The sequence below is a fragment of the Ensifer sp. D2-11 genome, from assembly GCF_054161295.1.
In genome coordinates, this window is sequence record NZ_CP096435.1 from 241,899 (window position 1) to 265,731 (window position 23,833).

Below are 23,833 nucleotides of genomic sequence, written 5' to 3' on the forward strand. Positions count from 1 at the left end.
GTTGAGCGTCGTTGTTGAGCGGGTAAAGCCGGCGGTCGTCAGAGCGTCCGGGCCAGGAACTGGCGCATGCGTTCGGAACGCGGATTGGTGAAGACATCCGCCGGGGCACCCTCTTCTTCCACCTTTCCATGGTGGAGGAAGAGGATCTTGTGCGAGACCTCGCGCGCGAACTGCATTTCGTGCGTCACGAGGATCATCGTGTTTCCTTCTTCGGCCAGTTGCCGGATCACCCGCAGGACCTCGCCGACAAGCTCGGGATCGAGCGCGGAGGTCGGCTCGTCGAAGAGGATGAGCTTCGGGTGCATGGCGAGCGTGCGGGCGATGGCGGCGCGCTGCTGCTGACCGCCAGACAGTTGACCGGGATACTGGGCGTGCTTGTCGGAGAGGCCGACTTTCTTCAGGAGGGCATGGGCGTGGTCGACGGCCGCCTGCCTCTCTTCCTTCAACACATGCAGCGGCGCCTCGATTATGTTTTCGAGAACGGTCATGTGCGGCCAGAGATTGAAGTTCTGGAACACCATGCCGACCCGCGAGCGAATGCGCTCGACCTGCCGCAGGTCGTCGGGTGCGGCGCTGCCGTCCGGCGTCTTCTTCATGCGGATTTCCTCGCCGTCGATGACGATGCGCCCATCGTTCGGCTGTTCGAGGAGGTTGATGCACCGCAGGAAGGTGCTCTTTCCCGAACCGGAGGAGCCGATCATCGACACGACCTCGCCCGGCTGCGCGGAGACGCTGACGCCGTTGAGAACGGAGAGCGGACCGAAGCGCTTGTGGATGTCGTGCACCTCGATCGCCGGCCTTTCGTCAAGTCTCGGACCGCCGACATCCGGATGAGCGACTACGGTAACGGTCGTCGCGGCGGGAATGGGTTTTTCTGGGCCTGCGCCGCCGACCGCCTTGAGGTCGGCGAAAGCGCGGTCGAAGTGGCGCAGCGCGGCCGCCAGGCAAGTGCGCTGCCAGTCTGCATCCTCCGGAATGAAGGCAGCGCGTAGCGTCTCCTTTATTCGGCTGCCGAGCGGCGTATCGACCTTGCCGAACAGGTGAAGCCAGTTGTCCGCCTGAACCGCATCGGAGACCGCGGCACCGTCAAGGGTTCCGCATTCGACCACCAGCGGAAGGACGCGGGCTTTCGGCAGCGCGTTTCGCACGGCGGCCGAGACATAGCCGGTGGCCGCTGCGGCGATGCCGGTATCCGTTGTCGCATTCGCGCCGGTGACGACGACGGAGAGCGCGGGGCCGAAGATGCGCCGCCCCCATTCCAGGCCGGCATGCTTGTCCTCCGAAACAGAGAGGAGGGCAGGGTAGCCGTAAGGGCCTGCGCCCGTGTGCAGATCGAAGACGACGACCTCGGTGGCTTGTTGCGCGAATGTCGACAAGATTTCGATCAGGGTTCGGTTGGACCAGACGGGCCCATCGCCGCCGTAGAACAGGCCGTCCGGAAAGTCGTACTGGCCGGCCTCCACGATGGGGGCGATGCCGGCATAGCCGCCTAGCCGCCGCTTGGCGGCTTCGTAGGCCGCAACGGCTGTGTCGCGCTCCGGGCCTTCCCAGGCGCGACAGACGAGCGCGCCATGCAACTCGGCATACCGTTCATTCCTCGGCGGTCCCTTCTGCCAGTCGATGAAGTTACGGTTAAGGTCGACGTTGTCTTCATTCACCCGGCGCGTCCAGGCCGTGCCCCAGGGATTGATGAGGTGGACCGCCAGGACGGCGGTGTCGTCGGGAAGCTGCCAAGGGGAATTCTGCGAGAGCCATGCGGTCTGGCAGGCCGAGCCGAAAGGACCTTCAGCGCCGTGGGTTCCGGAAATCAGCACCAGGAGCTTGTTGGCGTCGTTGCGTCCGAGATAGGCGACGTCGGTTGCAAGACGCTCACCGTTTGGTCCGTGCAGCGGATGCAGGTACTCGACCAGGCTGGCCCCCGCGGTGCGTGCAGCGGCGAGAAACCTTGCGCGCAGGGCGGAAAAGTCACCGGCCAAGAGACCAGGTAGCGTGGAAGAGGACATGCGTAGAGGCTCCCGGTTTGCTTTGTACAGACTTGCGTTTCCGCTCATTGTTCGTTCCCTCGAGGTCGTGGCCCGACTCCTTGTTCTGTGTTGGATTGAGGCACGCCACGGGCGTCACCTCTCGGCGAAGGCGCGAAGCGCGTCGAGAAAGCGGTCGTTCTCCGAGGGTTTGCCGATCGTCACGCGGATGAAGGTCTCGTAGCCCTCTTCCTTCCACGGCTTGACGATGATCCCTTTCGACAGGAAGTGATCCAGCGCGGCCCGGCTGTCCCGGCCGACGTCGATGAATAGGAAGTTTGTTTGCGATCTCGCCGCTGAAAGCCCCATAGTGTCGACGGCATCGGCCACGCGCATCCGCTCGCGTTTCAATGCTGCGACCGAGGACCGCATCCACGCGTCGTCCTTCAGTGCGGCGACGGCGGCGACCTGCGCAGCGGCATTGACGTTGAATGGCGTCTTGGCGGCGGTCACGGCGCGCGCCAGGCGCGCATCGGACGTCACGGCATAGCCGACGCGCAGACCCGCGAGGCCATAGGCCTTGGAAAAGGTTCGCAGAACCACCCAGGAGAGGTCCGTTGCCAGGAGTGCGGCAAGGCCGTCTGGCACGTCGTCGTCCGTGAACTCGAAGTAAGCCTCGTCCAGCACGAGAAGCGTCTTATGGCTGACAGCCTCGAGAATTCGCTTGAGGCTCTCACGGTCGAGCGCCGGACCGACTGGATTGGAGGGGGAGGAGAGGAAAAAAATCGCCGGCGCCCGCTCGAGCATAGCGGCGATCGCCGATATGTCGAAGTCCAGATCTGTCCGCATGGCGACCTTCTCGACCTTGGCGCCGTTGGAGAGTGCCTCGATCTCGTGCAGCCCGAAACCGGGACAGACCGTCGCCGCGAGGGTACCGGGACGCAGCACGGCGCGACAGACCGCGGCGATCATCTCCTCCGAGCCGTTGCCGGCCACGATGCGTTCAGCGGTAACGCCGAGCTTTTGGCTGAGCGCTGCACGCAGCGTCGTACAGGCCGGGTCGGAATAGCGCGAGGGGTTAAGGTTCGCGAGTGCCGCGGTGACCTGCGGGGAACAGCCATCCGGATTCTCGTTGCTGGCCAGGGCCGCAATGTCTTGCCGACCGCTGTAGTGTCGCGCTGCGGCGATGTTCATACCCGCATTGTAGGGCGGCAGGCCTGCTACATGCGGATTGAGCGGGATCTCGGTATGAAGCGATTTCGTCACGGATCCTCCTTACGGGATTGAACACGCTGGTTCAGACCGCAGCCTCTTGTTCCGAGCGGTCATAGATCGAGCACGATCGAAGATTTCGGCCTGGTGCAGCACAACAGCAGCCGGCCGTCCGGTATCTCTTCGAGGGGCTCCTCGAAATAGTCGACCTCTCCCGAGACGAGACCCTGTTCGCAGGTTCCGCAAACCCCCGCGCGGCAGGAGAATTCGGGTTCGATGCCCTGCGCCTCCAGGAAGGCGAGGATGGACCCGCTCGCTCCGTCCCAGGCAAGGGAACGCCCCGACTTCCGGAGAACGATACGAGGGCCGTCCCCTTCGGTGGCTGGCTCGGCGGCGGGCGCGCTTGCGGGCGAGGTCGTCGTTTGCGCCGCCTCTGACAACAGGCTCGCTGGCCCGAAGAATTCGTAGGCGATGCGCTCTTTCCGTACACCGAGACCGGTCAGAATGCCGTATAGGGCCCGCATAAAGGGCGGCGGCCCGCACATGTATACGTCGTAGTCGTCGAGCGGTAGGAGGCTCTGAAGTGTCGCGCGCGTCAGGAAGCCCGTCGAGTGGCACCGGGCAGCCTCGAGATCGCCGCTCTCGGCGACGCGGTAGCAGAAGTGTACGGTGATGCCGGGCCGCAGGGCGGCGAGATATTCGACCTCCTCCCGCAGTGCCTGGACAGCCGCACCGTCGCAGGCATGGATGAACCAGACCGGGCGGTCGCTTTCCCACGCCAGGACATTGAGCATCGAGACCGTCGGCGTCAGGCCGACGCCGCCAGAAAGAAGCACGACAGGCCTGGAACTCGCGCTATCCAGCTTGAAGGCGCCGCGAGGCGGGTCGATCTCGACGACCGCGCCAGGTTCGATCTCGTCATGCAGCCAGCACGAGCTTAGGCCATCCGGCACGTCCTGCGACGGTGCGGCCTCACGTTTCACGGTGATCCGATACGTTCCCTCCTCGCGCGGGGAGGAGGAGACCGTATAGTTGCGCAGAACATGTCCGCCCTTGCGATCGGGAACACGGATCGTCAGGAACTGTCCCGCCTCGAATGACCGCCAGTGCTGCGGTTCGAGAGGGGCAAGGCGGAAAGACGTGATGGTGGCGCTTTCGCACACCTTCGAAACGATTTCGAAGGGGCGGAAGCGCGAGACCGTTGCGTCGGGCATCCGGATTGATCCTTATTCGGCCGCTACGCTGTTCGTATCGGCTTTCGTCTCTGCGGCGATTAGTTGAGCCAACTTGCGCCGGAAACGCATCGGGCCGACGTCGATCTTCAGGTCGAGGTTCGGTGTCTGCATGTTGGCCATACCGTGATGGACCGCCTCCAGCACGACGCGATCCTCCTCGAAGGCGCCGCGTACGGATTTGGCAAAGCTCTCGGAAACCTTTGCGTCATCAGGCGCAAAATTGCGCATCTGGAACCAGTAGTATTTGGTTCGGTTTTCATCGACCGGCGTCATGAAGTTGTAGCTGTCCATGAGGAAGGTGTTTTCTGGCAGCACGCGACCTTCTCCGCCGGTGTGGGCGGGCGCGAAGATCGCTTGGATGATCGCGTTGCTCGGATAGCGCACCTCGTAGTGCTGCTTGCGGTCGGTGTTGCCCTTGAATTGCAGGAAGGGCGCGTAGAATGGGGCCGGTTCGGAGTCGATCATCCAACGCCAGACAGTAACGCCGTCGTCCTTCACGGTCGTTTCAAGCGGCGTCTCCTCGCAGGCCGAACTGGCGAAGGACGACTGGTGGACCCAGGCGACATGGGACGGGTCGAGCAGATTGTCCGTCATGTAGAGGTAATTGCAGTTGAGCGTCATGGACTCGCCGCGATTGATGCCCCAGGCGGGGTCGCCGAAATGCTCAACTTCAAAGATATCCTTCGGATCCGCCTTGTCAGCGTCGCCCATCCAGATCCAAAGCAACCCGTAGCGTTCGTGGACTGGGTAGGAACGCACCTTGGCGACGTGCGGAATGCGCTCGGCGCCCGGAACTCGCGTGCAGGTTCCAGAACAGTCGAAGGTCAGGCCGTGATAGCCGCATTCTACGTCGTCACCTTTGATGCGACCCATGGAGAGCGGCAGCTTCCGATGGGGACAGGCATCCTCGAGCGCGGCGGCCTGGCCGGCTTGCTTGCGGTAAAGGACGATGTTTTCGCCAAGGATCGTGAGGGGTTTCAGCTCGCGGCCAACCTCGTGATCCCAGGCTGCAACATACCAGGCATTCTTGAGAAACATTTCGCTCTCCTTGCGTTTTGTTAAGCGAATGTTCGATGTTTTCTTTGTGCCAACAAGTTGCCAGCGCCTGCGTTCTTTTTTAGAAATTCTAAATTGAAACGACCGGCCGAAGGAGTGCTTTACGATGCCGAACCCGTCCTTGCGCGGCTTGCAGGCCTTCGAGGCAATCGGACGATGTGGCTCTGTCAGCGCTGCCGCGGAGGATCTCGGCGTATCGCCCGGAGCCGTGAGCCAGCTCGTCCGAAACCTGGAGCAATGTCTTGGTTTGACGTTGCTGGAGCGGCGCGGGCGACGGGTCGAACTGTCCTCATGGGGACGGCTGTACTATCGGGAAGTCGCGAAAGGCTTTCAGCAGCTTTCCCACGCTGCCAATGTTCTAACCCGTGCCCGAAACGAGACCGGGATCGTTTTAAGCGCCCTGACGTCGGTCGCAAACAAGTGGGTCAATCGCAAGATTTTCGACTGGCATTCTCTCTGTCCGGAATCGAGTGTCCGCATTCTCGGCCAAGAGCAGGAGCCCCGCATCGGTATCGAGCAGGTGGATTTCCGTATCACCTACGGTCGCCGTTCCTACGTGCATGAACATGTCGCGAATCTCTTCACCGATTGGGTCGTGCCGGCCTGTTCGCCCGCGCTCATCGCAAATCGTGTTCTCGACTGTCCGCAAGATATCCTCAAGTTCCCGCTGCTCAATGTGGAATGGGAAGCGGACTACAAGGCTTCTCCGCAATGGAAGGACTGGGCGAGCCTGATCAACGCCGATGGACGGCAGACGTTTTCGGGCCTTTCGTTCACCTTGTCGAGCAGTGCCATCGACGCAGCCGCGAATGGCAGGGGATTTGTCCTTGCGCAAATCTCCATGGTGCAGGACGAGGTTGCCGCTGGCAGCCTGATGGTTCCTTTTGACATCCGCATGAAGCTGCCCGAAGGGTACTATCTGGCATGGGACAGGGCCGCCCTCGAAAAGCCATTTGGCCAGAGGTTCCACAAATGGCTAGTTGGGATCGCAAAACAACAGGATTTGATTTCGGCACCAAACTCAGGTGCGGTGATCAGTAAACAGCACAAATTGAGCTAAGACTTTCGTCAGCATCAATAGGCGGCGTCGGTTCGATTCTGTTCAAGGCGAGGGACAGAGGACTGGGCGGCATGTTGCCGGCTTTGTCTCGGTCGGGTGGTAGGACCAAGCCGCTCGCGCGGCAATGGCGCTTGTGGCTGGCGGTGCGTTTCCTGATCGACCGCCATTCTTTGTGTCTCGGGTTCCTGGCCTGACGATTGAGGCTTCTCAATCTGATGGACAGGAGGTTCCCATGACAGAGGAGAAGACCACCGCGCTGCGCGAGCGGATGATCGAGGACATGCGCATCCGCGGGATGGGCGACAAGGCGCAGAAAGGCCACATCCGGGCGATCAAGGATTTCGCGGCCTTTCTGCGGCGATCACCCGACACGGCGACGCCGGAGGAGTTGCGGGCCTATCAGCTACACATGACCAATGCCGGGCTAACGGGGGAGCTCCTGTGGCACTCCCGCCAAAATGCGCTACGGGTGTTCCTTCACAGGTGGAGGCGATCGCCGGCCAGCTTCGGAGTATTACGCAGCGCCCGCACTGCATTTTTGGGGCTGAGCCCTTCCATCTTCCACGGGCCTATCTCTGCAGTCGCTCCCGTGATGAGCTGATAGATCGTATAGGTTCCGTCTCCGTCGAAACGGCGGCCGTACTGATCGAGCTGTCTGGATCTGTTTGGCGCGCCGCGTCGGATTACCATGCGCTGATCGCGAGCGCGTGCTCTGCGTGTCTGCTTTTCATCTGCAGCCTTCTTGCGGCGGTCGCCTGCGCCACGACTGGGATGCTCCTCAGTGATCGGACGTCTGGCCCCGTTCAATCGGCTCTAGATTATCTTCGTTGCTTACTCGCTCTTGACCGAGTTCATCATTGCGCATGCGATACTGGGGTGAGTTGCCGCTTAAAGGGAGTTTGGCTGTGATCTGATAGGTTTCTGCCGCACGGGGTGAAATATGTGCGCGATCTTTAAGACGCACTGACAGACCGACGGGGAATCGATGAAGACGCATTGAATGTTACCTTTACGGTTAGGATGTCGGGGAGTTTGCGTCTTCGTGGCGATCGATTGCAATGAGGCGTTCAAGTTCCTCGGGATCGATCGCTACAAGACGCATTCGGTATTTGTTCTCGGCCGTGGCTGGTAGCTTGATAAAGGTCGCCACGCGGCGATAGGCGAGCCAGGAGATGCCTTCGATCAACTCCTCGTTCTCATCGACCTCGTAGTCGCCAGGAGCTAGGCTCTCGCCGAGGTCTGACATCCAGAATGCTTGATCGAAATGGATTGTTCGGTGATTGGTCCGGGCAAGCATGCCGCCCTCCGTTTCTATGGCGAACATGGGTCGCAGATTCATGCCGGAAGAGGCCGTTTGGCGCCAATTGCAGCGCGAACAGCTACCGTCAGACGTTCGGATCGCCTCGTAGGACGAAGGCCGGAACGGCGGCCATGCACTTGGGATATGCGGATCGATTTGGTAAGCTTGGCGCGTCTACTACGTCTGAGGAAGAAAAAATCCGAGCTGATCCCAGATCGATTGTCAAACTGTATGCGATGAATACGGCTTTACCAAGATTGGCGATTGAGAATCTTGTTTTTTATCAGAATACGTGTTCGGGAGTTATGTATGAAGCGATAAAAAATGATAATTCCATGCCGAAAAGTACGCAAGGTCAGTGGTTGAAATGTATTTTTTAAAGAAACTGAAATGGTTGTTTACATTAATTCTTTTGAGGCGCACTGTGGAAAATCTGGATTGCCATTGGCTCCTGGTCCGAGCGCGGGCCCGCAACGATCCCGATAATCACTCGATTAAAGGGAGTTAAATCATGACACTCGATCAAATTCTTGAACGGACAAAGCCCTACGCGATTGGTTTAGTCGTTGGGCTTATCGCCGCGCCGATCATCGGTTTCAATGCTGGATGGATTACGACGACCACCGCCAGCACCATGGCGGCGGAGACGGCCAGAGTGGACGCACTTTCGGGCATTTGCTCAACTGCGGCAGGGCGAATGGCTACTGCCAGCAGCACCGACCTCGCGGCGCTAAAGGGCTACGACAACCGCGCGAAGCGCGACGAACTCGTAGCGGTCATCATGGCCGATATCCAAGTTCCAGCGGACGTCCTCGGCAAGGTCAGCACGAGCTGCAGTCGATCACTATCCTGAAGCACAGTGCTTTGGACATCTCAATCAGACGAAAATCAGGAGATCGCTATGAAAAGCTTCATTCCCGCCCGCTTCTATACCTATGATTTCTCGCGGCTGTACGTAGCACTTGTGTTTACTCTGGCGATTGCTGTGATTGTCTATGCGTCCCTGTTCGGAAGCATCCTGTAGTCGTCTGATCATGCGTGCGTCCGCCCTGCGAAGCTAGAAAGAATCTTGGGACGGACGTTCGGGGTGCGGCGCGTTGAGCGGAAACTGGTAAGTCATCCCGACATCGTGCCGCAAGCCAGCATTCTCCGGCTTCGGGACGATATATGTCATCATTGTAAGCCAGCGCCCTTGTCGTAAGCGCCGCGATCGAACGCAGTGGTGTCATAGAGGCATTCCTCCATCGCGTGGCCGCCCAGCGTGCCCTCTGTGCAGGCTCAGGTTGTTGGAACATTGAGACGCAGGCAGCGTTTAGATTCAGAGCCTTCATGCACCGGGAGGTGATGATGAGAAAGCACTCCCGCAAGATATCGCCTGAGGTGCGCGCGGCGATCAGCGCGTTTCTGAGCGCGTGTCAGAAAGAAGCCCGGCCATTTGCGACCAAGGAAGCTCTTGGCGCAGTGCGGCGAGTTTTTCCCGAACTGGATATTTCAGATACAGACCTCATGGATGCCATCATCAGCGAAGCATCCTTGGCGGGTTTCGACGTAGACACCCCGGATCCTCAGTCCGCGGCGCGGATGAGGGATTCGCTTGTAGAATGGGATAATGAAGGCGGCGCAATCGACAAACCGCCGCGCGGCGAAACTCAAGGCAGGCGTGGCAATGACACGGATGGCACAGGGCGGCGGGCAAAAGCGACCAAGGACCGGAATGAGCTGCTCTAGTACGCCCCCAAGGAGCGGCTCAGCAGTTTGACAATTGGACTTTTCGCGAATTTCAAGCCCGGCTGACGCTGCCCTGTTGTACCTGCGCAGAAGTCGGATCCAACTGTTACATTCCGATTTCAAGAGCATCGATGCGGGCTGGTCACCAGGTCGCACGAAAGGAGGCCGTCGGTGCAGTTAGTCAACGCTCCTCTTCGGCCGCTTCGGGATACGTACCATCGGAGACGGAACCAGGATGGGGGTCGGTGACCGTCTTCTCATCGCGGGAGTGATCTCCTTTCGGTCTTTTCTTGACAGTGCTGGGTGGTGCGATTCCTGTTCGCTCGTCCGGGGGTTCTTTTCCACAGCTGCCTCCCTTTGTGAAATTGATCAGTGTTTGGCGCAGCAAGAGTGTTCCACGCCGCTGATTGCGCCGGTAAGCAAAACGGCGGTGCGGTCTGGCCAGCCAGGAAAAGCCTTCTTCCGAATTGAAGGCGTGACTCAGCCAGCTCTGACGCCCGCTTCTTCCCCTGCCGTTTGGTGCGGGTGGGAAACGACCGGGCAGCCATTCCCTGTAATGCAACATAACGGACGTTCAGCGGTTACAGGAGCGGGCCCTCTCGCCCGCCGCCGGGGCCTCCACGCGATTGGATGCTCACCGCCACATGGCATTGGCGTTCAGGGTATTGGCGACACCAAAGGATCGCACTTCCGCCGGAGAAACGGGTTGCAGTGGATTGAAGATCATCGCGAACTTATCACCGCGCTTACCGGGCTGGGGACCCTGGCCGTCTGGGTGATTTACCTGCAGGTGTTCGTCAGCAACTATCGAAGGCAGCTCCGTGCCACCTTGCTGATTACGCGCGGCGCGGGATCCGGATTGGACGCTCGCTGCTTCCTCAGCAATATGAGCTCGGGGCCAGTCCACGTGGCCAGCGTGCTTGTTAAACTGGAGACCCCTGCGGGGTCGCTCATCTGCCCTGTAACGGACATGCTGCATCCGGAAGGAGAGGCTCCGGCCGAACCTCGGCAGCGCACGCGGCAAGGCCCTTTGGGGAGCGGCGAGATCAGGGATCTGGGTTCCTTTGGTACGCTGATGCGCCACGCGCTGCATGCCAAATCGGAACGCCCGGTTGCCAACGAATGGCACACCGAAGTTCGCTCCATCATGGTTGAAATCGTGGGCCATTACGGCTCGGAAGACCTTCCCATCGGCGCGCGCAGAGTTTTCGTTGTGCTCGAAAATGCCGGCGGACCGGTGATCCGTGGGCGAGAGCTACAAACGGAGCAAATCAGAAATAGGCGGGACAGAAGAAGGCTGGTGGCCGATTTGGAACGTGATCGTTGAAGTCACGTCATCGAGATGCAAAGCGGGATCGCCGCTCGGAGCGTAATCCCTGGCGAAGACGCGATTGCCACCAAGATGAGCGCGCAAACGGAAACACGGAAACGATGACCATTGCGATAGCGGCGTCCGTCTCGGCGATCGCATAATGTATCCACTGGAAGCCAGAAGCGCCAAGCAGACGTTCGGCTGGTGCGGGTAGTCGAATTGACCAGAACTTGTGATTGCTAAATCGGATTGTCCATTTACGGGCTTACAGGTCCTTGAGCGCCCTCACCACCGTCCGGACCTTCCGCGAAATCTCCTCGAGCGTCGCCATTACGCGGTTCACCTGCGAGAGCGTCCGAGCGGTTGGCCGCGACCCGCTATGGGCGGGTGCCGGTCATCTGACGGTTCACGGCGCCCCAGATAGGCGTTGATAAGCGGCTCAACTGCTGCTCAAGGGTGACGCCGCCACGGCACCGCCTAGGTTTGAGCTTTCTATCCAGTGGTCCATCCGGTCTCGGTCGTGGAAGCTGAAGGTGTCGAAGCGTTAGCACCCACGACATGAACCAGATGAACATCCACAAGAATGCCCGGCTGACGCCGTATATGGAGAAAGTCTGGCGCGGCCGGTGGCGAGCGGGCAAACGCCGGTGGCCGCCGCACCTGCCACAGGCGTCAGGCCGCGCACAGGGCGCAAATGGATCGACCGCCAGCGCAGGCCCCGCAAGCTCATCGCCAGCACGGTCGGCGTGTCGACGGCGACGGTCAGCCGGGTGCTGCAGCGCCTCGGCCTGCGCGATCTCAAGGCCTTGCAACCTGCAGATCCGGTGCGTCGCTACGTCGCTACGAGAATGCACAGTCCGGAGAACTGATCCGCATCGATATCAAAAGCTCGGCAGGGTCGCGCGAACCAGCTATCGCATCACCGGCGACCGCCGCAAGAGCGACAGCCGCGGCGTCGGTCACGAGTTCGCCCACGTCGCCATCGACGATGCCTCGCGCCTAGCCTTCGCCGAAACGGGCATCACCTACTATCGCAGTTTTGGCGTCAAGATCGCGGAACCATGACCGACGGCTCCTGCTATCGTGCCAAGGCGTTTAGGACTATGCTGACGGCTCGGCCTCAAGCACATTTTCGCCAGACCTTACCGGCCACAGACTAACGGCAAGGCCGCTTTCCAATCAGTATTAGCTGTAATCGTGAGGGTTCTCATGACTACCTCCTCTCAGTCATTGTTAATTGGCAGCCGCAAAGCAGGCTGAATACGCTTTAACGGATCAGGACAATCTGAACCTCAGCGGCCTCGGCAATGGACAGCCAGACTTTATCAGAAGTCAGCGCCGGGAGTTCCAGTTGTTGAGCCAGAGCGAGACAGGCGCGATCACCGAGGGAGAGGCCGGCGGATTTTGTGAGAGGACGAAGCCGCCCATTCCGAAACGCCTGCGCAACATCGCCATCAATGATATCGAGTTGGAGCCCTTCGATCACGGCTTCCGCGATCTCTGCCGGCATCCCATTGTCCAGCAGCTTGGCCACGACTTCCGCTACGTTGTAGACGGAGATTGCTGCGCCGGGAAGAACCGCCTCGACCTTGTCGGCTCCCGGCTCCTCATTGATGACGGCAAGCACTGCCGAGGCGTCGAGGACAGCCTCAGTCATTCGAACGGTCCTGCGCAGTTTCGCTTTCCCTTTGCGCTTCGGCCCGACGATCTGCGATCAGATCATCAGAAGCGTATCCCTGGCGTGGTCGATAAGGACGCGCCAGTTCCCTGATATGCTTGAGGCTCTGCTCCATCGTCGTGATGCGCAAACCATTTTCCTCTTCGGTCACGATAACCCTGCCTGCACCGACAAGGCCCAACGCCCGCCTCATGTCGGCGGGGAGATTTAAACGGCCCGTGTGAGAAACAGGGACAGTTCGTGATTTTTGAGCATGTGTCATTCTTTGCCCCCTAAATCTTAGTTTAGGACCAATATAGCATCTAGGGCGCATATGTTCAACGACGCCGACCACATCGCCTTGTCTGGGTATGGGCGAGGATGGCCCTCCCGGCGGCGGCGGCGGCGCGGCGGCACGCGCAACGCCAACTCCCCCAGCATGACCGAATCGAAATCGAGGTATAGGCCGAGATAGGGTTTGTCGGGCCTTGCCTCGACCACATGGCCTATCGCCGGCAGGTCGTAGGTCACGGCCCCATAGCGCCTCGGTGCATATCTGAACACGCGGTCGCCCCAGCGTGACCTCCTTGCGCCCCTGCGCCACGAGGCGCAGTTGCGGCCGGTACACATTCGGCATCGGCATTGTCACGGTGGAGGATCGAACAAGCGTGACGCGTTCGATGGAAGTGGCGTGGAAGCCATCCTTGAAGACGTGCCGGGCAATGAGCGCCGCTTGCCATGACCAGGACGATGGCGAGATGACGGTCGGACAGAAGATCGGACCAGCCGTCCAGATGCGCCGCAGGCGCGTTTGCAGGATCGGCCGGGCCGGCTGGAGTTGGTGAGCTATTCATCGGGGATTCTCCGAAAGGGGGAATTCAGTTAGCTGCTCGCCGAGCGGCCAAGGACAGGCTCAGCACGACAAGCGAAACGAGCAGGAGGATGCTGGGGGCGACGGCATGGGTGTAGTCGGCGTTCACCAGTGTCGTGAGGGAAGCGGCGGCCATCACCAGCGTGCCAAGGCCCGCTCCATAGGGCCGCGAGCCAGCGCGGATCAGCAACAGCCCGGCCCCCAGTTCAAGAATGGCAGTGATGTAGTGGAACCAGTCGGGGTAGCCCCAAGCCGCATAGGCTGCCGCATTTTCCTCTGAGATGAAGGTATTGCCGTAAGCGGCCGTGCTGCTATCGGAACTGTGGAATACGAGTGGCTGGGACGACCTCAATCATTGCCGCATCCTGTTCGAGTTGCTGGCAGAAGCGGGGCGCAATGAAAGAATCCGGGCCATCCTCAACACCGATGGTGTGCGGGCGCTACTGATAGAAGCTCTGAAAGCTGGTCAGTCGCGTGGCGAAGTCGATCCCGATCTTAACCCGAAGCACACAAGCGCGGTTCTGGTGGCCGTCCTTGATGCCGCGCCTATGCTGCCGCTGATGACGGCCGGCCTGGACTTCGAGGAAAGCCGCAAGCTCGTCACCATGATGGTCAGCCGCTTTCTGAGACCTCAACAATGAAGCGCATCATTCATAGGGTTGATGACGGCTGCTTTCTGTCCTGCGTTAGCGCAACTCCGGCCGAAGCTGCTTCGGGTCTGCTGGTTCTGTGCGTCGGGCAAGGCGTCCTTGCGATCTACCTTGGCATACGCCACCGACAGCCTCTCAGCATTGCGTGGTCAACGCCCGGTGCTGCCTTGCTAATGGGGACGGGGGTGCTCGATGGCGGCTTCAGTGTCGCCGTTACGGCCTTTCTGATCACTGGCCTTCTCATCGTCACCGCCGGGCTATGGCGTCCTCTCGGTCGGGCTGTCGCGGCCATCTCCCCCTGTCGCTGGCCAGTGCAATGCTCGCCGGCATCTGATGGAGCTGTGCCTCGCGCCGATCCATGCCGTTGCGCAACTGCCGACCCTGTCGCTGCCAATCATCCTTGCATGGATGCTGGGAGGCAGAGGCCAGCGGGCTTGTCCGCATCGCCGTTGATGCCGGTTTTCGTCGTCTCATGTGCGAACTGCATACTTTGGCTCACATCGCCAACGGCATTGTCTTCCAGACATTCGATGGAGCGCTTCTGATGGGAGCCCAATTGTCGGGCGACGGGACTTTCCGGCTGGACTTCGATCTTCCCGTCTCGGACGCCGATCGGCTTCGCATGCTCGCCGGTCCGATCAATGACGTCATACGGGTGGATTTGCCCATAACAGCCTTCCTGATGTCCTGGGACGCTGCAAACGCCGTTCCCGGTCTTTTCCGCAGTAAAGCCGTGTCGCCGCCCCGCCAAGCTGATGGCAATGTTCGCATCGTGGAGATTGGAGATATAGACCAGCAGGGATGCGGCGGCACGCATCTGAAATCGACCGGAGAAGCAAGACCGGTGCGGATTGTCAAGCGAATCGAGGAATTGACCCCTCAGTTTCTCATTTCGCCCGACATGAAACTCGAACTCGGCGCACGGGGCGAGGCACCAAAACCCCTAATGCAAACGCTCTACGTAGCAGATGGAACTGGATCGGCGAACGGCGTATCGGGATCGCAGACGTAGAACAGGATGGTGAGTGCGGGGACGTCCCCTTCGTTACTTCCTGTCATGTTGACATGTGGTGGCTCGATAAACACCTGGCCGGCGCCGATCGACACCGGCTCACGTCCATCGAGCCTCAGGGTAAAGACCCCTTCGATGACATAAACTGTCACGGGAAACCGATGCGAGTGGTACGGCGTAACGTCGCCCGGTTGAAGCAGGGCATGCAACACGCGCACTTCTTGCCGGTCACCCAGAGGAAGGCTGCTTAATACCTCCCGGTGCAGCGGCGTCAGTTGCGCCATGCCCCGATCCTTCGCCGAGCGAGTGACGCCGACGTCCAATGCGGCGATCATTGTTTCGACTGTTGCCTTTTCCATTTGGTTCCTCCTCAGTTGGGCATGCGCCAAAACTATTCGAGGAAGGACAGTGGCGGTAGCAGCAAGGTTGCGGGAGGCACGAGCAAAAATGCATAACCCAGGCAAATTTGACTGGAACGATCTGCGCTATTTACTGGCGGTGTCGCGCCAAGGCTCCACGCTCGCGGCCGCGCGTGAGCTGGGAGTGAACCAATCGACGGTCCACCGTCGCATCATTGAGCTCGAACGACAAATGGGGTTGCGGCTGGTTCATCGGCACCCGAGAGGTTACCAGCTGACCGAAATCGGCGAGCAGCTACTACCGGTACTGGCCGATGTAGAAGACAGCATGGCAAAACTGCGACGAAGGGTTCTTCGCCTGAAGCATGAACTCACCGGGACCGTGCGTCTCACGTGCCCCGAACCAGTACTTTCCCGCATCGTCGCTTCCGCCTTTGTCGATCGCTTCCAGGAGCGCTATCCAGACTTGAGGATCGATTTTGTCATCAGCGATCGATATGTCGATCTTGCCAACGGCGATGCCGATATCGCGTTTCGTTCGGGCGAGCCGAGCGACGAGCGGTTGGTGGGGCGCAAGATCGCGGACTCCACTTGGGCCGTCTACGCGAGCCGGGACTACGCAAACCGGCGCGGACGGCCTCTCTCGATCGGGGAACTGCTGCAGCATGATCTCATCGGTTTTGACGGGGTGATGGAGAACCATCGGGCGACGAAGTGGCTCGCCAGTGCAGTGCCCGGTGCGCGCATCGTAGCGCGCAACAACAGCGTTCTCGGGGTGGTCTCAGCCGTCAAATCCGGTCTCGGCATTGCGCCGCTGCCGACGCCGATCGGAGATGCAGAGGGGGAGCTCGTCCAAGTGCTTCCACCGGTACCGGAGTTGGCACGCGCCTGGTACCTCCTGTGCCATCCTGACCAGAGAACAACGCCGCGCATCTCGGCCTTCATCGATTTTGCCGTTGAAGAGTTGCCGGTGCTGAGGAAGGTGCTTGGCGGGTGAGCTGAAGGCCTGGTCCGAATTGAACGTCAATGATGAGCTGTCGCACATGCCTCGATGCGGAGGAGGCAGGGGTGAAGGCCAGCGAAGAATTTCATTACCTCGCCACGGCGCAATGACTTACGAACGACGACCTTGCTGCAAGCGTCGATGCCGTGAACTTGGAAAATATTCTTGCGGAGCGGTCGCTACGGTTCCTCCCATGTCGCCAAGCGTCATCGCGCGCCTCCAACGTTTGGCTTTGCCGCGGCTGCGCCTAGCTCACCCAAGAAGCGGCTCAGTAGGAGGTTCGCTATGAAGCCGTACTTCATCTTGAACGCCACGTTGGCACCGTAGGCATCCTTGATCGTCATCGATGACTCTGCGTACGCCTTCTGAAGAGCGGAAACGATTTGACGGGGCGGTATGTCGAATTTGGTCTGTGTGCGCTCAGGCCCCCGCAACCACCGATCCCATACAGACTCATCTATGAAAAGGCGCTTCATAGAGAGCTCCGCAGCGTAAACGTCGAAAAGTTTTCTGTTTCTGCTCCGTCTCGAGTTGCCGAGTTCGCCAACTCACTTATCCGCATGTGCCTCGGCGATCCCGCGATCCGGTCGGTGATCTGATGGGTGATGCTCTTCTGCTGATCGCAGACATAGTGGGAACCGAAAGTGCCGGTCAACAACTTCAACTCTGGTTAATTTGACATCACCGTTCGAAGGCTTCCTTGAGGCCGACGCTCTTGCGTTCGCGCAGATCAAGATCGGCCTCGATATGTGCAATGTGGTGCAGCATCAGCCGGCATGCCTCGTCGAGATTGTTCCGCTCGATCGCGGCCACAATATCGCCATGCTCGGAATGGCCGCAACTCGATATGGTCGATTGGCCATAGAGGGCGATCACCAGCGACGAGCGGGCGACAAGCTCATCCATGAAACGCTGCATGATCGCGTTGCCGGATATGCCGGCAAGCGTCAGGTGAAAGTCGCCTGATGCCTTGATTTCGGCACGTCGTGCCGTCTGGCCGCGCTCGCCCATAAGGCGGCCTTCCTCCAGCAGCAATTGCTTCAGATGCTGGATTTGCGAAGGCGTAATTCTGGCTGCAGCCTCTCGCAAGATGCCGGGCTCGACCAGACGGCGGGCAGCGAAAATCTGGCGGGCCTCATCGGGCGAGGGGTAGGCGACGAACGCACCACGATTCCTTTCGACGCTAACCAGGCCCTCATAGGAAAGAGCCTGCAGGGCGGCGCGCGCGAGCGTACGGCTGACATTGAACAGGTTGCCGACATCGCTTTCCGACAGCTTAGTTCCCGGTGACAGACGCCGCTCGACGATCGCATCGCGGATCGCGTCGCGGATTTGTTGTGCGCCTGTATCGGCTGAATCCTCTGCAGTCGGCAGGGCGGTTGCGGTGGCCTTCATGAACACAAATACCTTTTGACCGGGAATGATATCTGTGTTTCCCGTAGAAGTTAAAGGAAATTTGCGCGCAAAGTGAAGGCTAAATAGTATACGATGTGCCGCGCTAATTGCGAACGATAGCCTGTTTTCTGTGCATGTGATGCTGTTGCCTAAATTGTGATGTGGGGTCTTTCCTCAAAGCGAAGTGTTTGATTTTCCAACACTTGATGCACCGCAACAAAGACTGGCACGGCGGATGCATTGTCTTTCTCAAACAGGGGAAGACCAATGTCGAAAGCCGCAGAGATCGATATCGTATCCGTTTCCAAGGTGTATGGCGCTACCACTGCCGTTCATTCCATCAGCCTGAAGATTCCGGCCGGTTCCTACTGCTGCTTCCTCGGACCTTCCGGCTGCGGAAAGACCTCGACGCTGCGCATGATCGCAGGGCACGAGAGCATTTCCTCGGGCGACATCCGGCTCGGTAATACTGTCGTCACTGACTTTCCCCCGGCCAAGCGCGGCACGGCAATGATGTTCCAGTCCTACGCGCTCTTTCCGCATCTCGACCTCGTCGACAACGTCGCCTTCAGCCTGAAGATGAAGGGCGTCGAGAAGGAAGAGCGCCGAGCCAAGGCGCTCGACATGTTGAGTTTGATGCAGATGGACGCCTATGCGGCGCGGCGGCCGACGCAGCTCTCCGGTGGCCAGCAGCAGCGCGTAGCGTTGGCGCGTGCGCTGATCACCGATCCCGAAGCGCTGCTGCTCGATGAACCGCTGTCGGCCCTCGATCCCTTCCTGAAGATCCGCATGCGTGCGGAGCTGAAAAAGCTGCAGAAGAGCCTCGGCATCACCTTCGTGCATGTCACGCACAGTCAGGAAGAGGCGATGGCGCTCGCAGATATCATCGTCATCATGAACGACGGCAAGATCGAGCAGGCGGCAACTCCGCGCAAGGTCTTCGAGGAGCCGGCCACCGCCTTCGTCGCCCGTTTCATGGGCAATCACAATGTCCTGTCCGGCCGCGTAGTCTCTTCGCAAAACGGGGTCACGACGCTCAAGGTGCCGGAAGGGCAGACCTTTTCGGTGCGCGGCAACGGCAAGATGGCCGGCGAACCCGTCGACATCGGCATCCGCACGGAGCGGGTGCGCCTCGACACGGCTTCCGACAAGACGCTCGGTTTCAACGGCGTCGTCTCAAACATCGAATACCGCGGCGCCTCGGTGAAGATCACCGTGGCCGGCGCGGGCAGTGACGACTTCGCGGTCATCGCGAGTGACGGCGATTACTTCGCCAAACCGGTATCGGTCGGCGATGCGGTGTCTTTGAGTTGGACCCTGGAGGACGCGGTCCTCCTCGGTCGTGCATAAATCTCACCAGCAAAAGAAGGGGAACTGACATGACAACTGAAAAGAAGACGACCAAGACGGTGGCGGGCATTTCCCGCCGCAGCCTGCTGAAAACAGGCGCCGCCGCCCTTGGTGCAGCCGCCGGCTCCGGCCTGATCACCGGCTTCCCGACCATCTGGGCGCAGTCGAACATCACGCTTCGCCAGTTCGGCACCGGCGTTTCCAATATCAACGCCATCGCCGAGCAGTGCAAGAAGGACCTCGGCATCACGCTCGAGATGACGGCGACCGATTCCGACGCCGCTGCCCAGCGTGCCGTCACGCAGCCCGATAGCTACGACATCGCCGACATCGAATACTGGATCCTGAAGAAGGTCTATCCGACCGGCGTCATTCAGCCGATGGATGTCAAGAAGCTGAAGTACTACGACAAGGTCGTTCCGCTCTTCAAGAACGGCAAGCTGAAGCCTGATAGCGTGATTGCGCAGGGCACTGCGCCGCACACCGTCGGCTATGTCGAGAGCGCGGACGCCAAGACCTTCGCCAAGGGCGAGACCGAACTCTTCACCATGATGCCGACGATCTACAATGCCGATACGCTCGGCATTCGTCCTGATCTCGTCGGCCGCGATATCACCACCTGGGCCGATATCATGGACCCGAAGTTTAAGGGCAAGACCTCGATCCTCAACATCCCGTCGATCGGCATCATGGATGCCGCGATGATCATGGAAGCGCTCGGCAACATCAAGTATGCCGACAAGGGAAACATGACCAAGGAAGAGATCGACAAGACGATCGAGTTCCTGATCAAGGCGAAGCAGGACGGCCAGTTCCGCGCCTTCTGGAAGAGCTTCGACGAGTCGGTCAACCTGATGGCATCAGGCGAAGTCGTCATCCAGTCCATGTGGTCGCCGGCCGTCGCCGCCGTCCGCTCCAAGGGCATCGCCTGCAAATACCAGCCGCTCAAGGAAGGCTATCGCTCGTGGGGCGGCGGTCTCGGCCTTGCTTCGCACCTCAAGGGCGCGCAGCTCGACGCCGCCTATGAGTACATCAACTGGTACACGTCGGGCTGGGTCGGCGGCTATCTCAACCGCCAAGGCTACTACTCGGCCTGCATGGACACCGCCAAGAACTTCATGACGGCTGACGAGTGGGGCTACTGGATCGAGGGCAAGGCCGCCCAGCGCGATATCCTCTCGCCTGAGGGCAAGGTCATGGAGCAGGCCGGTGCGGTTCGCGACGGCGGCTCGTTCGAAGAGCGCATGGGCCATGTCGCGTGCTGGAACTCCGTCATGGACGAAGACCGCTACATGGTTCGCCGCTGGAACGAGTTCATCGCTGCCTAAGGCAAACCGCTTCTGCCAGGCCCTCTCCCCAGTTCCTTTGGGGGAGGGCATCGTCAACGGAGAGACAGGAACATGACGACGATCGCGTCTTCGCGGGCCGAGCAACAATCGGAACAGATAAGCCCTCGACGGATCGGATGGCCGGCATGGGCAGCGTCCTATCTGCAGGCGACGCCACTGATCCTCATCCTCGGCTTCTTCTTCATCCTGCCGATCGGCATGATCGCCGTCGTCAGCTTCTGGGATTATGACTTCGCCGGTCTCTATCCGGCGTTTCTGACCATGAACTACACCGACACGCTCGGTTCATGGGTCACCTGGAAAACCTATCTCAACACGCTGAAATTCACTGTCATCGTCTGGGGGCTGACACTCTTCATCGGTTTCTGGGTTGCCTATTTCCTCGCCTTTCATATCCGGCGCACGTCGACGCAGATGATCCTGTTTCTGGTTTGCACCGTGCCGTTCATGACGTCGAACATCATCCGCATGATCTCGTGGATCCCGGTGCTCGGCCGGAACGGACTGGTCAACTCGGCCCTGGTCGAGATGGGGATCATCCCACAGCCGATCGAATGGCTGCTCTATTCCGATTTCGCCGTGGTTCTCGCCATGGTGCATCTCTACACGCTGTTCATGGTGACGCCGATCTTCAATACGCTGATGCGCATTGACCGCTCGCTGTTCGAGGCGGCGCGAGACGCCGGGGCGAGTGGCTGGCAGATCCTCTGGAATGTCGTGTTGCCGCTTGCAAAGCCCGGAATCGCGATCGGTTCGATCTTCGTCGTCACCCTCGTCATGGCAGATTTTTCGACCGTGCAGGTCATGTCCGGCGGCCAGAGCGCTTCGGTCGCGCTGATGATGAAGAACCAGATGTCGCTGCTGCAGTATCCGGCCGCCGCCGCCAATGCCGTCGTGCTCTTGATCGTTGTCCTGATGATGGTGGCCGCCATCCTGCGTGTCGTTGATATCCGTAAGGAGCTTTGAGATGAATCACGAGAAGCGCACCTTCGAATTCTACGTGCTCGCTGTCTTCTTCCTTATCTTCGTGCTGTTCCTGTACGGACCACTCTCGGCGATCCTGATCCTGTCCTTCCAGGGGCCGGATGGTGGCCTCACTTTCCCGCTGAATGGCGTTTCCGTTCACTGGTTCTACAATCTATTCGAGAAACAGGCGGTGGGCGATTTCGGCGCATCGTTCCGCCGGTCGTTCACGCTCGGCCTGATGGTCATGGTCGTCACGGTCCTCGTGTCGCTGCTCGCGGGCCTTGCCTTCCGCCGCCGGTTCCGTGGCGCGACTTTTCTGTTTTACGCCACCGTCGCCAGCCTTGTCGTGCCGTCGATCATCATTTCGCTTGGGATCGGCGTGGTGTTCCAGCAGGGCGGGTTGAAGCCGGCCTGGTATTCGTCCGCCTTCGGCGCACATCTGACATGGACGCTGCCCTTCGGCGTGCTAATCATGTTTGCCGTCTTCAACCGCTTTTCGCCGGCCTATGAAGAGGCGGCGCGCGATCTTGGCGCGAGTTCTTGGCAGACCTTCCGCCATGTCGTGCTGCCGATGATTGCGCCGAGCCTGATCGGTGTCGGGCTGTTCGGCTTCACGCTCTCTTACGACGAATTCGCTCGCACGCTGATGACGTCAGGAAGCTACAATACGCTACCGCTCGAAATCTATGGCATGACCACCAACGTCACGACGCCGGTGCTATACGCGCTCGGCACGGTAACGACGCTGTTTTCCTTCACCATCATCCTCGTCGCGCTCGGCATCATGCTCATGCTGCGTCGGCGCCAGGCAAGGTAAGCTGACCCCCAATGCGCATTCTTCTGGTCAATCCCAATACGACTGAAACCATGACCGAGAAGGCAGCCTTTGCTGCCCGCGCGGTCATGGCGTCCGGCACCGCCATCATTGCCGCCACCTCACGCATGGGGCCGGTATCGATCGAAGGGCATTATGACGGGGCGCTCGCAATCCCGGGGCTTCTCAGCGAACTCAAGGAGCGAGCTGGCGAATACGATGCCGCGATCATCGCCTGCTTTGACGATACGGGACTTGACGCGGCGCGCAGCTTTGCCGACGTGCCGGTGCTTGGACTCTGTGAATCTGCGGTCGCCACCGCAGGCTTCCTGGCGCAGCGATTTACCGTCGTGACGACGCTGGAGCGTTCGCGTGTCTTGATCGACAATCTTGTACGGCGCTACGGCATGGGCGGACGCGCTAGGGTGCGTGCCTCGGATATTCCGGTTCTTCAGCTCGAAGATCCCACCTCGAGCGCTATCGGCAAGCTCCGCGCCGAGATCGAGCGTGCTCTTTCGGAGGATGGCGCCGAAGCGATCGTGCTTGGCTGCGCCGGTATGACTGATCTGGCGCGCGAGTTGCAGGACATCTATGGCGTGCCCGTCGTCGACGGTGTGGCTGCAGCGGTGAAGCAGGCGGAAGCGCTGGTTTCCCTTGGGCTGTCGACCAGCAAGCGCGGCTCTTATGCATCGCCCCTGGCAAAACCCTTTACCGGCGCGATGAGCGTTTTTGCACCGATCCGGGCGGCGGCTGAACTATGACAGTGTCTTTTGATTTGAGGCGCTCTCGGAGCGCGAGCGTTACAAGCTGATGATTTGCACGATCATTCCGCGGCTCTCGTCTGCCGCGGTTCTGCCTTGACCGGAGCTGCCTCCGCCGCGGCGGCAGCCCCACTCCTCAAGATCGAGAGATGACCTGACACAAACAGAGCTGCAGAGGGGGCCCGCTGCAGCTCCAAATCGCGACGTATTCTTCATCCTAAGCTGGGGCTCATTCGCCCTGTTCCATTCAAGGGAACCGCTTCGAACGTCGCATAGACTATTGTACTCTCAGGGGAAGTAGAATCAAGCGAAAGCGCCTGACCAGTCAGCGCTGCAGTTGCGCGCCGTTGCGATCCGATGAAATGCGGTTCGAGGCAATATCGGACCTTAGTCTGGTTCATCAATGACAAAGGTCTTAGCCAGGCCGCCGAGCGAAACCTTTCACACATATTCGGAGTTGTCACATCCGAGCGTCGCCCTTGTCGCTCGAGTGAGTGACGGCTCAGAGCTGCAAAAGTCGTCCCTTCTAGGCAGCCCGGAGGCGGCACCGCCTTACAGCGCACCAGGAAGCCATTGATGCAAGACAGAGACGAACGCGCGTTACCGGAGCAAAGTGCATCAACCGACGTGAACACGGAATCAGAAACTCCAAAGAAAACGATGGCGAAGCGGCGGAAGTCGGTTGGCGTTTTTGAAGCCAGTCCCGGACGCTTAAAGGCGCTGGAATATCTCGGCAGAAGGTGGTTGTCGGAGCGCTAGCAGTGTCAGCATCAACGCCGCAG

The 23,833-nt window shown here is 59.9% G+C and carries 28 protein-coding genes and 4 pseudogenes; 18 read left to right on the top strand and 14 right to left on the bottom strand.

Annotated elements, in window-relative coordinates; genetic code table 11:
- Positions 1 to 38: 38 nt before the first annotated feature.
- The 4 genes from M1D34_RS26835 to M1D34_RS26850 form a co-directional block, all read right to left on the bottom strand.
- The gene (locus M1D34_RS26835; protein WP_498785643.1) at positions 39 to 2,003 is read right to left on the bottom strand and encodes a DUF2817 domain-containing protein; all 1,965 of its coding nucleotides are present in this window, start codon (positions 2,001 to 2,003) and stop codon (positions 39 to 41) included.
- Positions 2,004 to 2,117: 114 nt separating this feature from the next.
- Positions 2,118 to 3,155: a histidinol-phosphate transaminase gene (hisC, locus tag M1D34_RS26840; protein WP_498786241.1), complete on the bottom strand. Its 1,038-nt coding sequence runs from the start codon at positions 3,153 to 3,155 to the stop codon at positions 2,118 to 2,120.
- Between the two features lie 131 nt (positions 3,156 to 3,286).
- On the bottom strand, positions 3,287 to 4,387 hold the full coding sequence (locus M1D34_RS26845) for an FAD-binding oxidoreductase (RefSeq protein WP_498785645.1): 1,101 nt from the start codon (positions 4,385 to 4,387) through the stop codon (positions 3,287 to 3,289).
- Positions 4,388 to 4,399: 12 nt separating this feature from the next.
- Complete coding sequence (locus M1D34_RS26850; protein WP_498785647.1) at positions 4,400 to 5,446, bottom strand: aromatic ring-hydroxylating dioxygenase subunit alpha; 1,047 nt, start codon at positions 5,444 to 5,446, stop codon at positions 4,400 to 4,402.
- 124 nt (positions 5,447 to 5,570) lie between these two features.
- On the opposite strand from M1D34_RS26850, the gene M1D34_RS26855 reads away from it, so the two are divergent.
- Positions 5,571 to 6,524, top strand: coding sequence for a LysR family transcriptional regulator (locus M1D34_RS26855; protein WP_498785649.1), 954 nt, complete (start codon positions 5,571 to 5,573; stop codon positions 6,522 to 6,524).
- A gap of 232 nt (positions 6,525 to 6,756) precedes the next feature.
- Complete coding sequence (locus M1D34_RS26860) at positions 6,757 to 7,125, top strand: phage integrase N-terminal SAM-like domain-containing protein (protein WP_498785651.1); 369 nt, start codon at positions 6,757 to 6,759, stop codon at positions 7,123 to 7,125.
- Between the two features lie 177 nt (positions 7,126 to 7,302).
- Here the strand turns inward: M1D34_RS26860 and M1D34_RS26865 are convergent, their stop codons facing one another.
- Positions 7,303 to 7,521 carry a hypothetical protein gene (locus M1D34_RS26865; RefSeq protein ID WP_498785653.1) on the bottom strand — a complete coding sequence of 73 codons (219 nt, stop codon included), beginning with the start codon at positions 7,519 to 7,521 and terminating at the stop codon, positions 7,303 to 7,305.
- Between the two features lie 18 nt (positions 7,522 to 7,539).
- Positions 7,540 to 7,821, bottom strand: coding sequence for a hypothetical protein (locus M1D34_RS26870; RefSeq protein WP_498785655.1), 282 nt, complete (start codon positions 7,819 to 7,821; stop codon positions 7,540 to 7,542).
- Between the two features lie 514 nt (positions 7,822 to 8,335).
- Here M1D34_RS26870 and M1D34_RS26875 point away from each other — a divergent pair.
- The 5 genes and pseudogenes from M1D34_RS26875 to M1D34_RS26895 all read left to right on the top strand — a co-directional run.
- Positions 8,336 to 8,677, top strand: coding sequence for a hypothetical protein (locus M1D34_RS26875; RefSeq protein WP_498785657.1), 342 nt, complete (start codon positions 8,336 to 8,338; stop codon positions 8,675 to 8,677).
- 48 nt (positions 8,678 to 8,725) lie between these two features.
- Positions 8,726 to 8,848: a hypothetical protein gene (locus M1D34_RS26880; RefSeq protein ID WP_498785659.1), complete on the top strand. Its 123-nt coding sequence runs from the start codon at positions 8,726 to 8,728 to the stop codon at positions 8,846 to 8,848.
- A 323-nt stretch (positions 8,849 to 9,171) separates the two neighbouring features.
- Complete coding sequence (locus M1D34_RS26885; RefSeq protein WP_498785661.1) at positions 9,172 to 9,552, top strand: hypothetical protein; 381 nt, start codon at positions 9,172 to 9,174, stop codon at positions 9,550 to 9,552.
- Between the two features lie 706 nt (positions 9,553 to 10,258).
- Positions 10,259 to 10,879, top strand: coding sequence for a hypothetical protein (locus M1D34_RS26890; RefSeq protein ID WP_498785663.1), 621 nt, complete (start codon positions 10,259 to 10,261; stop codon positions 10,877 to 10,879).
- A gap of 552 nt (positions 10,880 to 11,431) precedes the next feature.
- Positions 11,432 to 12,034, top strand: a pseudogene (locus M1D34_RS26895) (transposase family protein); the annotation flags it as partial.
- 97 nt (positions 12,035 to 12,131) lie between these two features.
- Here M1D34_RS26895 and M1D34_RS26900 read toward each other — a convergent pair.
- From M1D34_RS26900 to M1D34_RS26915, 4 genes are all read right to left on the bottom strand, one after another.
- The gene (locus M1D34_RS26900; protein WP_498785665.1) at positions 12,132 to 12,521 is read right to left on the bottom strand and encodes a type II toxin-antitoxin system VapC family toxin; all 390 of its coding nucleotides are present in this window, start codon (positions 12,519 to 12,521) and stop codon (positions 12,132 to 12,134) included.
- Positions 12,514 to 12,804, bottom strand: coding sequence for an AbrB/MazE/SpoVT family DNA-binding domain-containing protein (locus tag M1D34_RS26905; RefSeq protein ID WP_498786243.1), 291 nt, complete (start codon positions 12,802 to 12,804; stop codon positions 12,514 to 12,516). The genes M1D34_RS26900 and M1D34_RS26905 overlap by 8 nt, the downstream gene beginning before the upstream one ends.
- A 17-nt stretch (positions 12,805 to 12,821) precedes the next feature.
- Positions 12,822 to 13,085: an AraC family transcriptional regulator N-terminal domain-containing protein gene (locus M1D34_RS26910; RefSeq protein WP_498785667.1), complete on the bottom strand. Its 264-nt coding sequence runs from the start codon at positions 13,083 to 13,085 to the stop codon at positions 12,822 to 12,824.
- A 314-nt stretch (positions 13,086 to 13,399) separates the two neighbouring features.
- The gene (locus M1D34_RS26915; protein WP_498785669.1) at positions 13,400 to 13,744 is read right to left on the bottom strand and encodes a DoxX family protein; all 345 of its coding nucleotides are present in this window, start codon (positions 13,742 to 13,744) and stop codon (positions 13,400 to 13,402) included.
- 22 nt (positions 13,745 to 13,766) lie between these two features.
- On the opposite strand from M1D34_RS26915, the gene M1D34_RS26920 reads away from it, so the two are divergent.
- The 3 genes and pseudogenes from M1D34_RS26920 to M1D34_RS26930 all read left to right on the top strand — a co-directional run bounded on the left by M1D34_RS26920 (position 13,767) and on the right by M1D34_RS26930 (position 15,054).
- Positions 13,767 to 14,033: a hypothetical protein gene (locus M1D34_RS26920; protein WP_498785671.1), complete on the top strand. Its 267-nt coding sequence runs from the start codon at positions 13,767 to 13,769 to the stop codon at positions 14,031 to 14,033.
- Positions 14,030 to 14,275 (top strand): annotated as a pseudogene (locus tag M1D34_RS26925) (benzoate/H(+) symporter BenE family transporter); the annotation flags it as partial. The gene M1D34_RS26920 and the pseudogene M1D34_RS26925, both read left to right, overlap by 4 nt.
- A 125-nt stretch (positions 14,276 to 14,400) precedes the next feature.
- Positions 14,401 to 15,054, top strand: a complete 654-nt coding sequence (locus M1D34_RS26930; protein WP_498785673.1) for an alanyl-tRNA editing protein — start codon at positions 14,401 to 14,403, stop codon at positions 15,052 to 15,054.
- On the opposite strand, the gene M1D34_RS26935 is transcribed toward M1D34_RS26930, so the two are convergent.
- The gene (locus M1D34_RS26935) at positions 15,000 to 15,413 is read right to left on the bottom strand and encodes a cupin domain-containing protein (RefSeq protein WP_498785675.1); all 414 of its coding nucleotides are present in this window, start codon (positions 15,411 to 15,413) and stop codon (positions 15,000 to 15,002) included. The genes M1D34_RS26930 and M1D34_RS26935 overlap by 55 nt on opposite strands.
- Before the next feature lie 49 nt (positions 15,414 to 15,462).
- On the opposite strand from M1D34_RS26935, the gene M1D34_RS26940 reads away from it, so the two are divergent.
- Positions 15,463 to 16,410 (top strand): LysR family transcriptional regulator, encoded by a 948-nt coding sequence (locus M1D34_RS26940; RefSeq protein ID WP_498785677.1) that lies wholly within the window; start codon positions 15,463 to 15,465, stop codon positions 16,408 to 16,410.
- 29 nt (positions 16,411 to 16,439) lie between these two features.
- On the opposite strand, the pseudogene M1D34_RS26945 reads toward M1D34_RS26940, so the two are convergent.
- From M1D34_RS26945 to M1D34_RS26955, 3 genes and pseudogenes are all read right to left on the bottom strand, one after another.
- Positions 16,440 to 16,577 (bottom strand): annotated as a pseudogene (locus M1D34_RS26945) (IS110 family transposase); the annotation flags it as partial.
- A gap of 45 nt (positions 16,578 to 16,622) precedes the next feature.
- Positions 16,623 to 16,760, bottom strand: a complete 138-nt coding sequence (locus M1D34_RS26950; protein ID WP_498785678.1) for a hypothetical protein — start codon at positions 16,758 to 16,760, stop codon at positions 16,623 to 16,625.
- A gap of 337 nt (positions 16,761 to 17,097) precedes the next feature.
- A complete protein-coding gene (locus M1D34_RS26955) occupies positions 17,098 to 17,811 on the bottom strand; it encodes a GntR family transcriptional regulator (protein WP_498785679.1) in 714 nt (237 codons plus the stop codon).
- Between the two features lie 267 nt (positions 17,812 to 18,078).
- On the opposite strand from M1D34_RS26955, the gene M1D34_RS26960 reads away from it, so the two are divergent.
- From M1D34_RS26960 to M1D34_RS26990, 7 genes and pseudogenes are all read left to right on the top strand, one after another.
- Positions 18,079 to 19,161, top strand: a complete 1,083-nt coding sequence (locus tag M1D34_RS26960; protein ID WP_498785681.1) for an ABC transporter ATP-binding protein — start codon at positions 18,079 to 18,081, stop codon at positions 19,159 to 19,161.
- A 29-nt stretch (positions 19,162 to 19,190) separates the two neighbouring features.
- Positions 19,191 to 20,489, top strand: a complete 1,299-nt coding sequence (locus tag M1D34_RS26965) for an ABC transporter substrate-binding protein (protein WP_498785683.1) — start codon at positions 19,191 to 19,193, stop codon at positions 20,487 to 20,489.
- 72 nt (positions 20,490 to 20,561) lie between these two features.
- Positions 20,562 to 21,476, top strand: a complete 915-nt coding sequence (locus tag M1D34_RS26970; RefSeq protein ID WP_498785685.1) for an ABC transporter permease — start codon at positions 20,562 to 20,564, stop codon at positions 21,474 to 21,476.
- Position 21,477: 1 nt separating this feature from the next.
- Positions 21,478 to 22,293 (top strand): ABC transporter permease, encoded by an 816-nt coding sequence (locus tag M1D34_RS26975; RefSeq protein WP_498785687.1) that lies wholly within the window; start codon positions 21,478 to 21,480, stop codon positions 22,291 to 22,293.
- A gap of 11 nt (positions 22,294 to 22,304) precedes the next feature.
- Complete coding sequence (locus tag M1D34_RS26980) at positions 22,305 to 23,051, top strand: aspartate/glutamate racemase family protein (protein ID WP_498785688.1); 747 nt, start codon at positions 22,305 to 22,307, stop codon at positions 23,049 to 23,051.
- Positions 23,048 to 23,124, top strand: a pseudogene (locus tag M1D34_RS26985) (flavin reductase family protein); the annotation flags it as partial. The gene M1D34_RS26980 and the pseudogene M1D34_RS26985, both read left to right, overlap by 4 nt.
- Before the next feature lie 503 nt (positions 23,125 to 23,627).
- A complete protein-coding gene (locus tag M1D34_RS26990) occupies positions 23,628 to 23,810 on the top strand; it encodes a hypothetical protein (protein ID WP_498785690.1) in 183 nt (60 codons plus the stop codon).
- Positions 23,811 to 23,833: the final 23 nt, after the last annotated feature.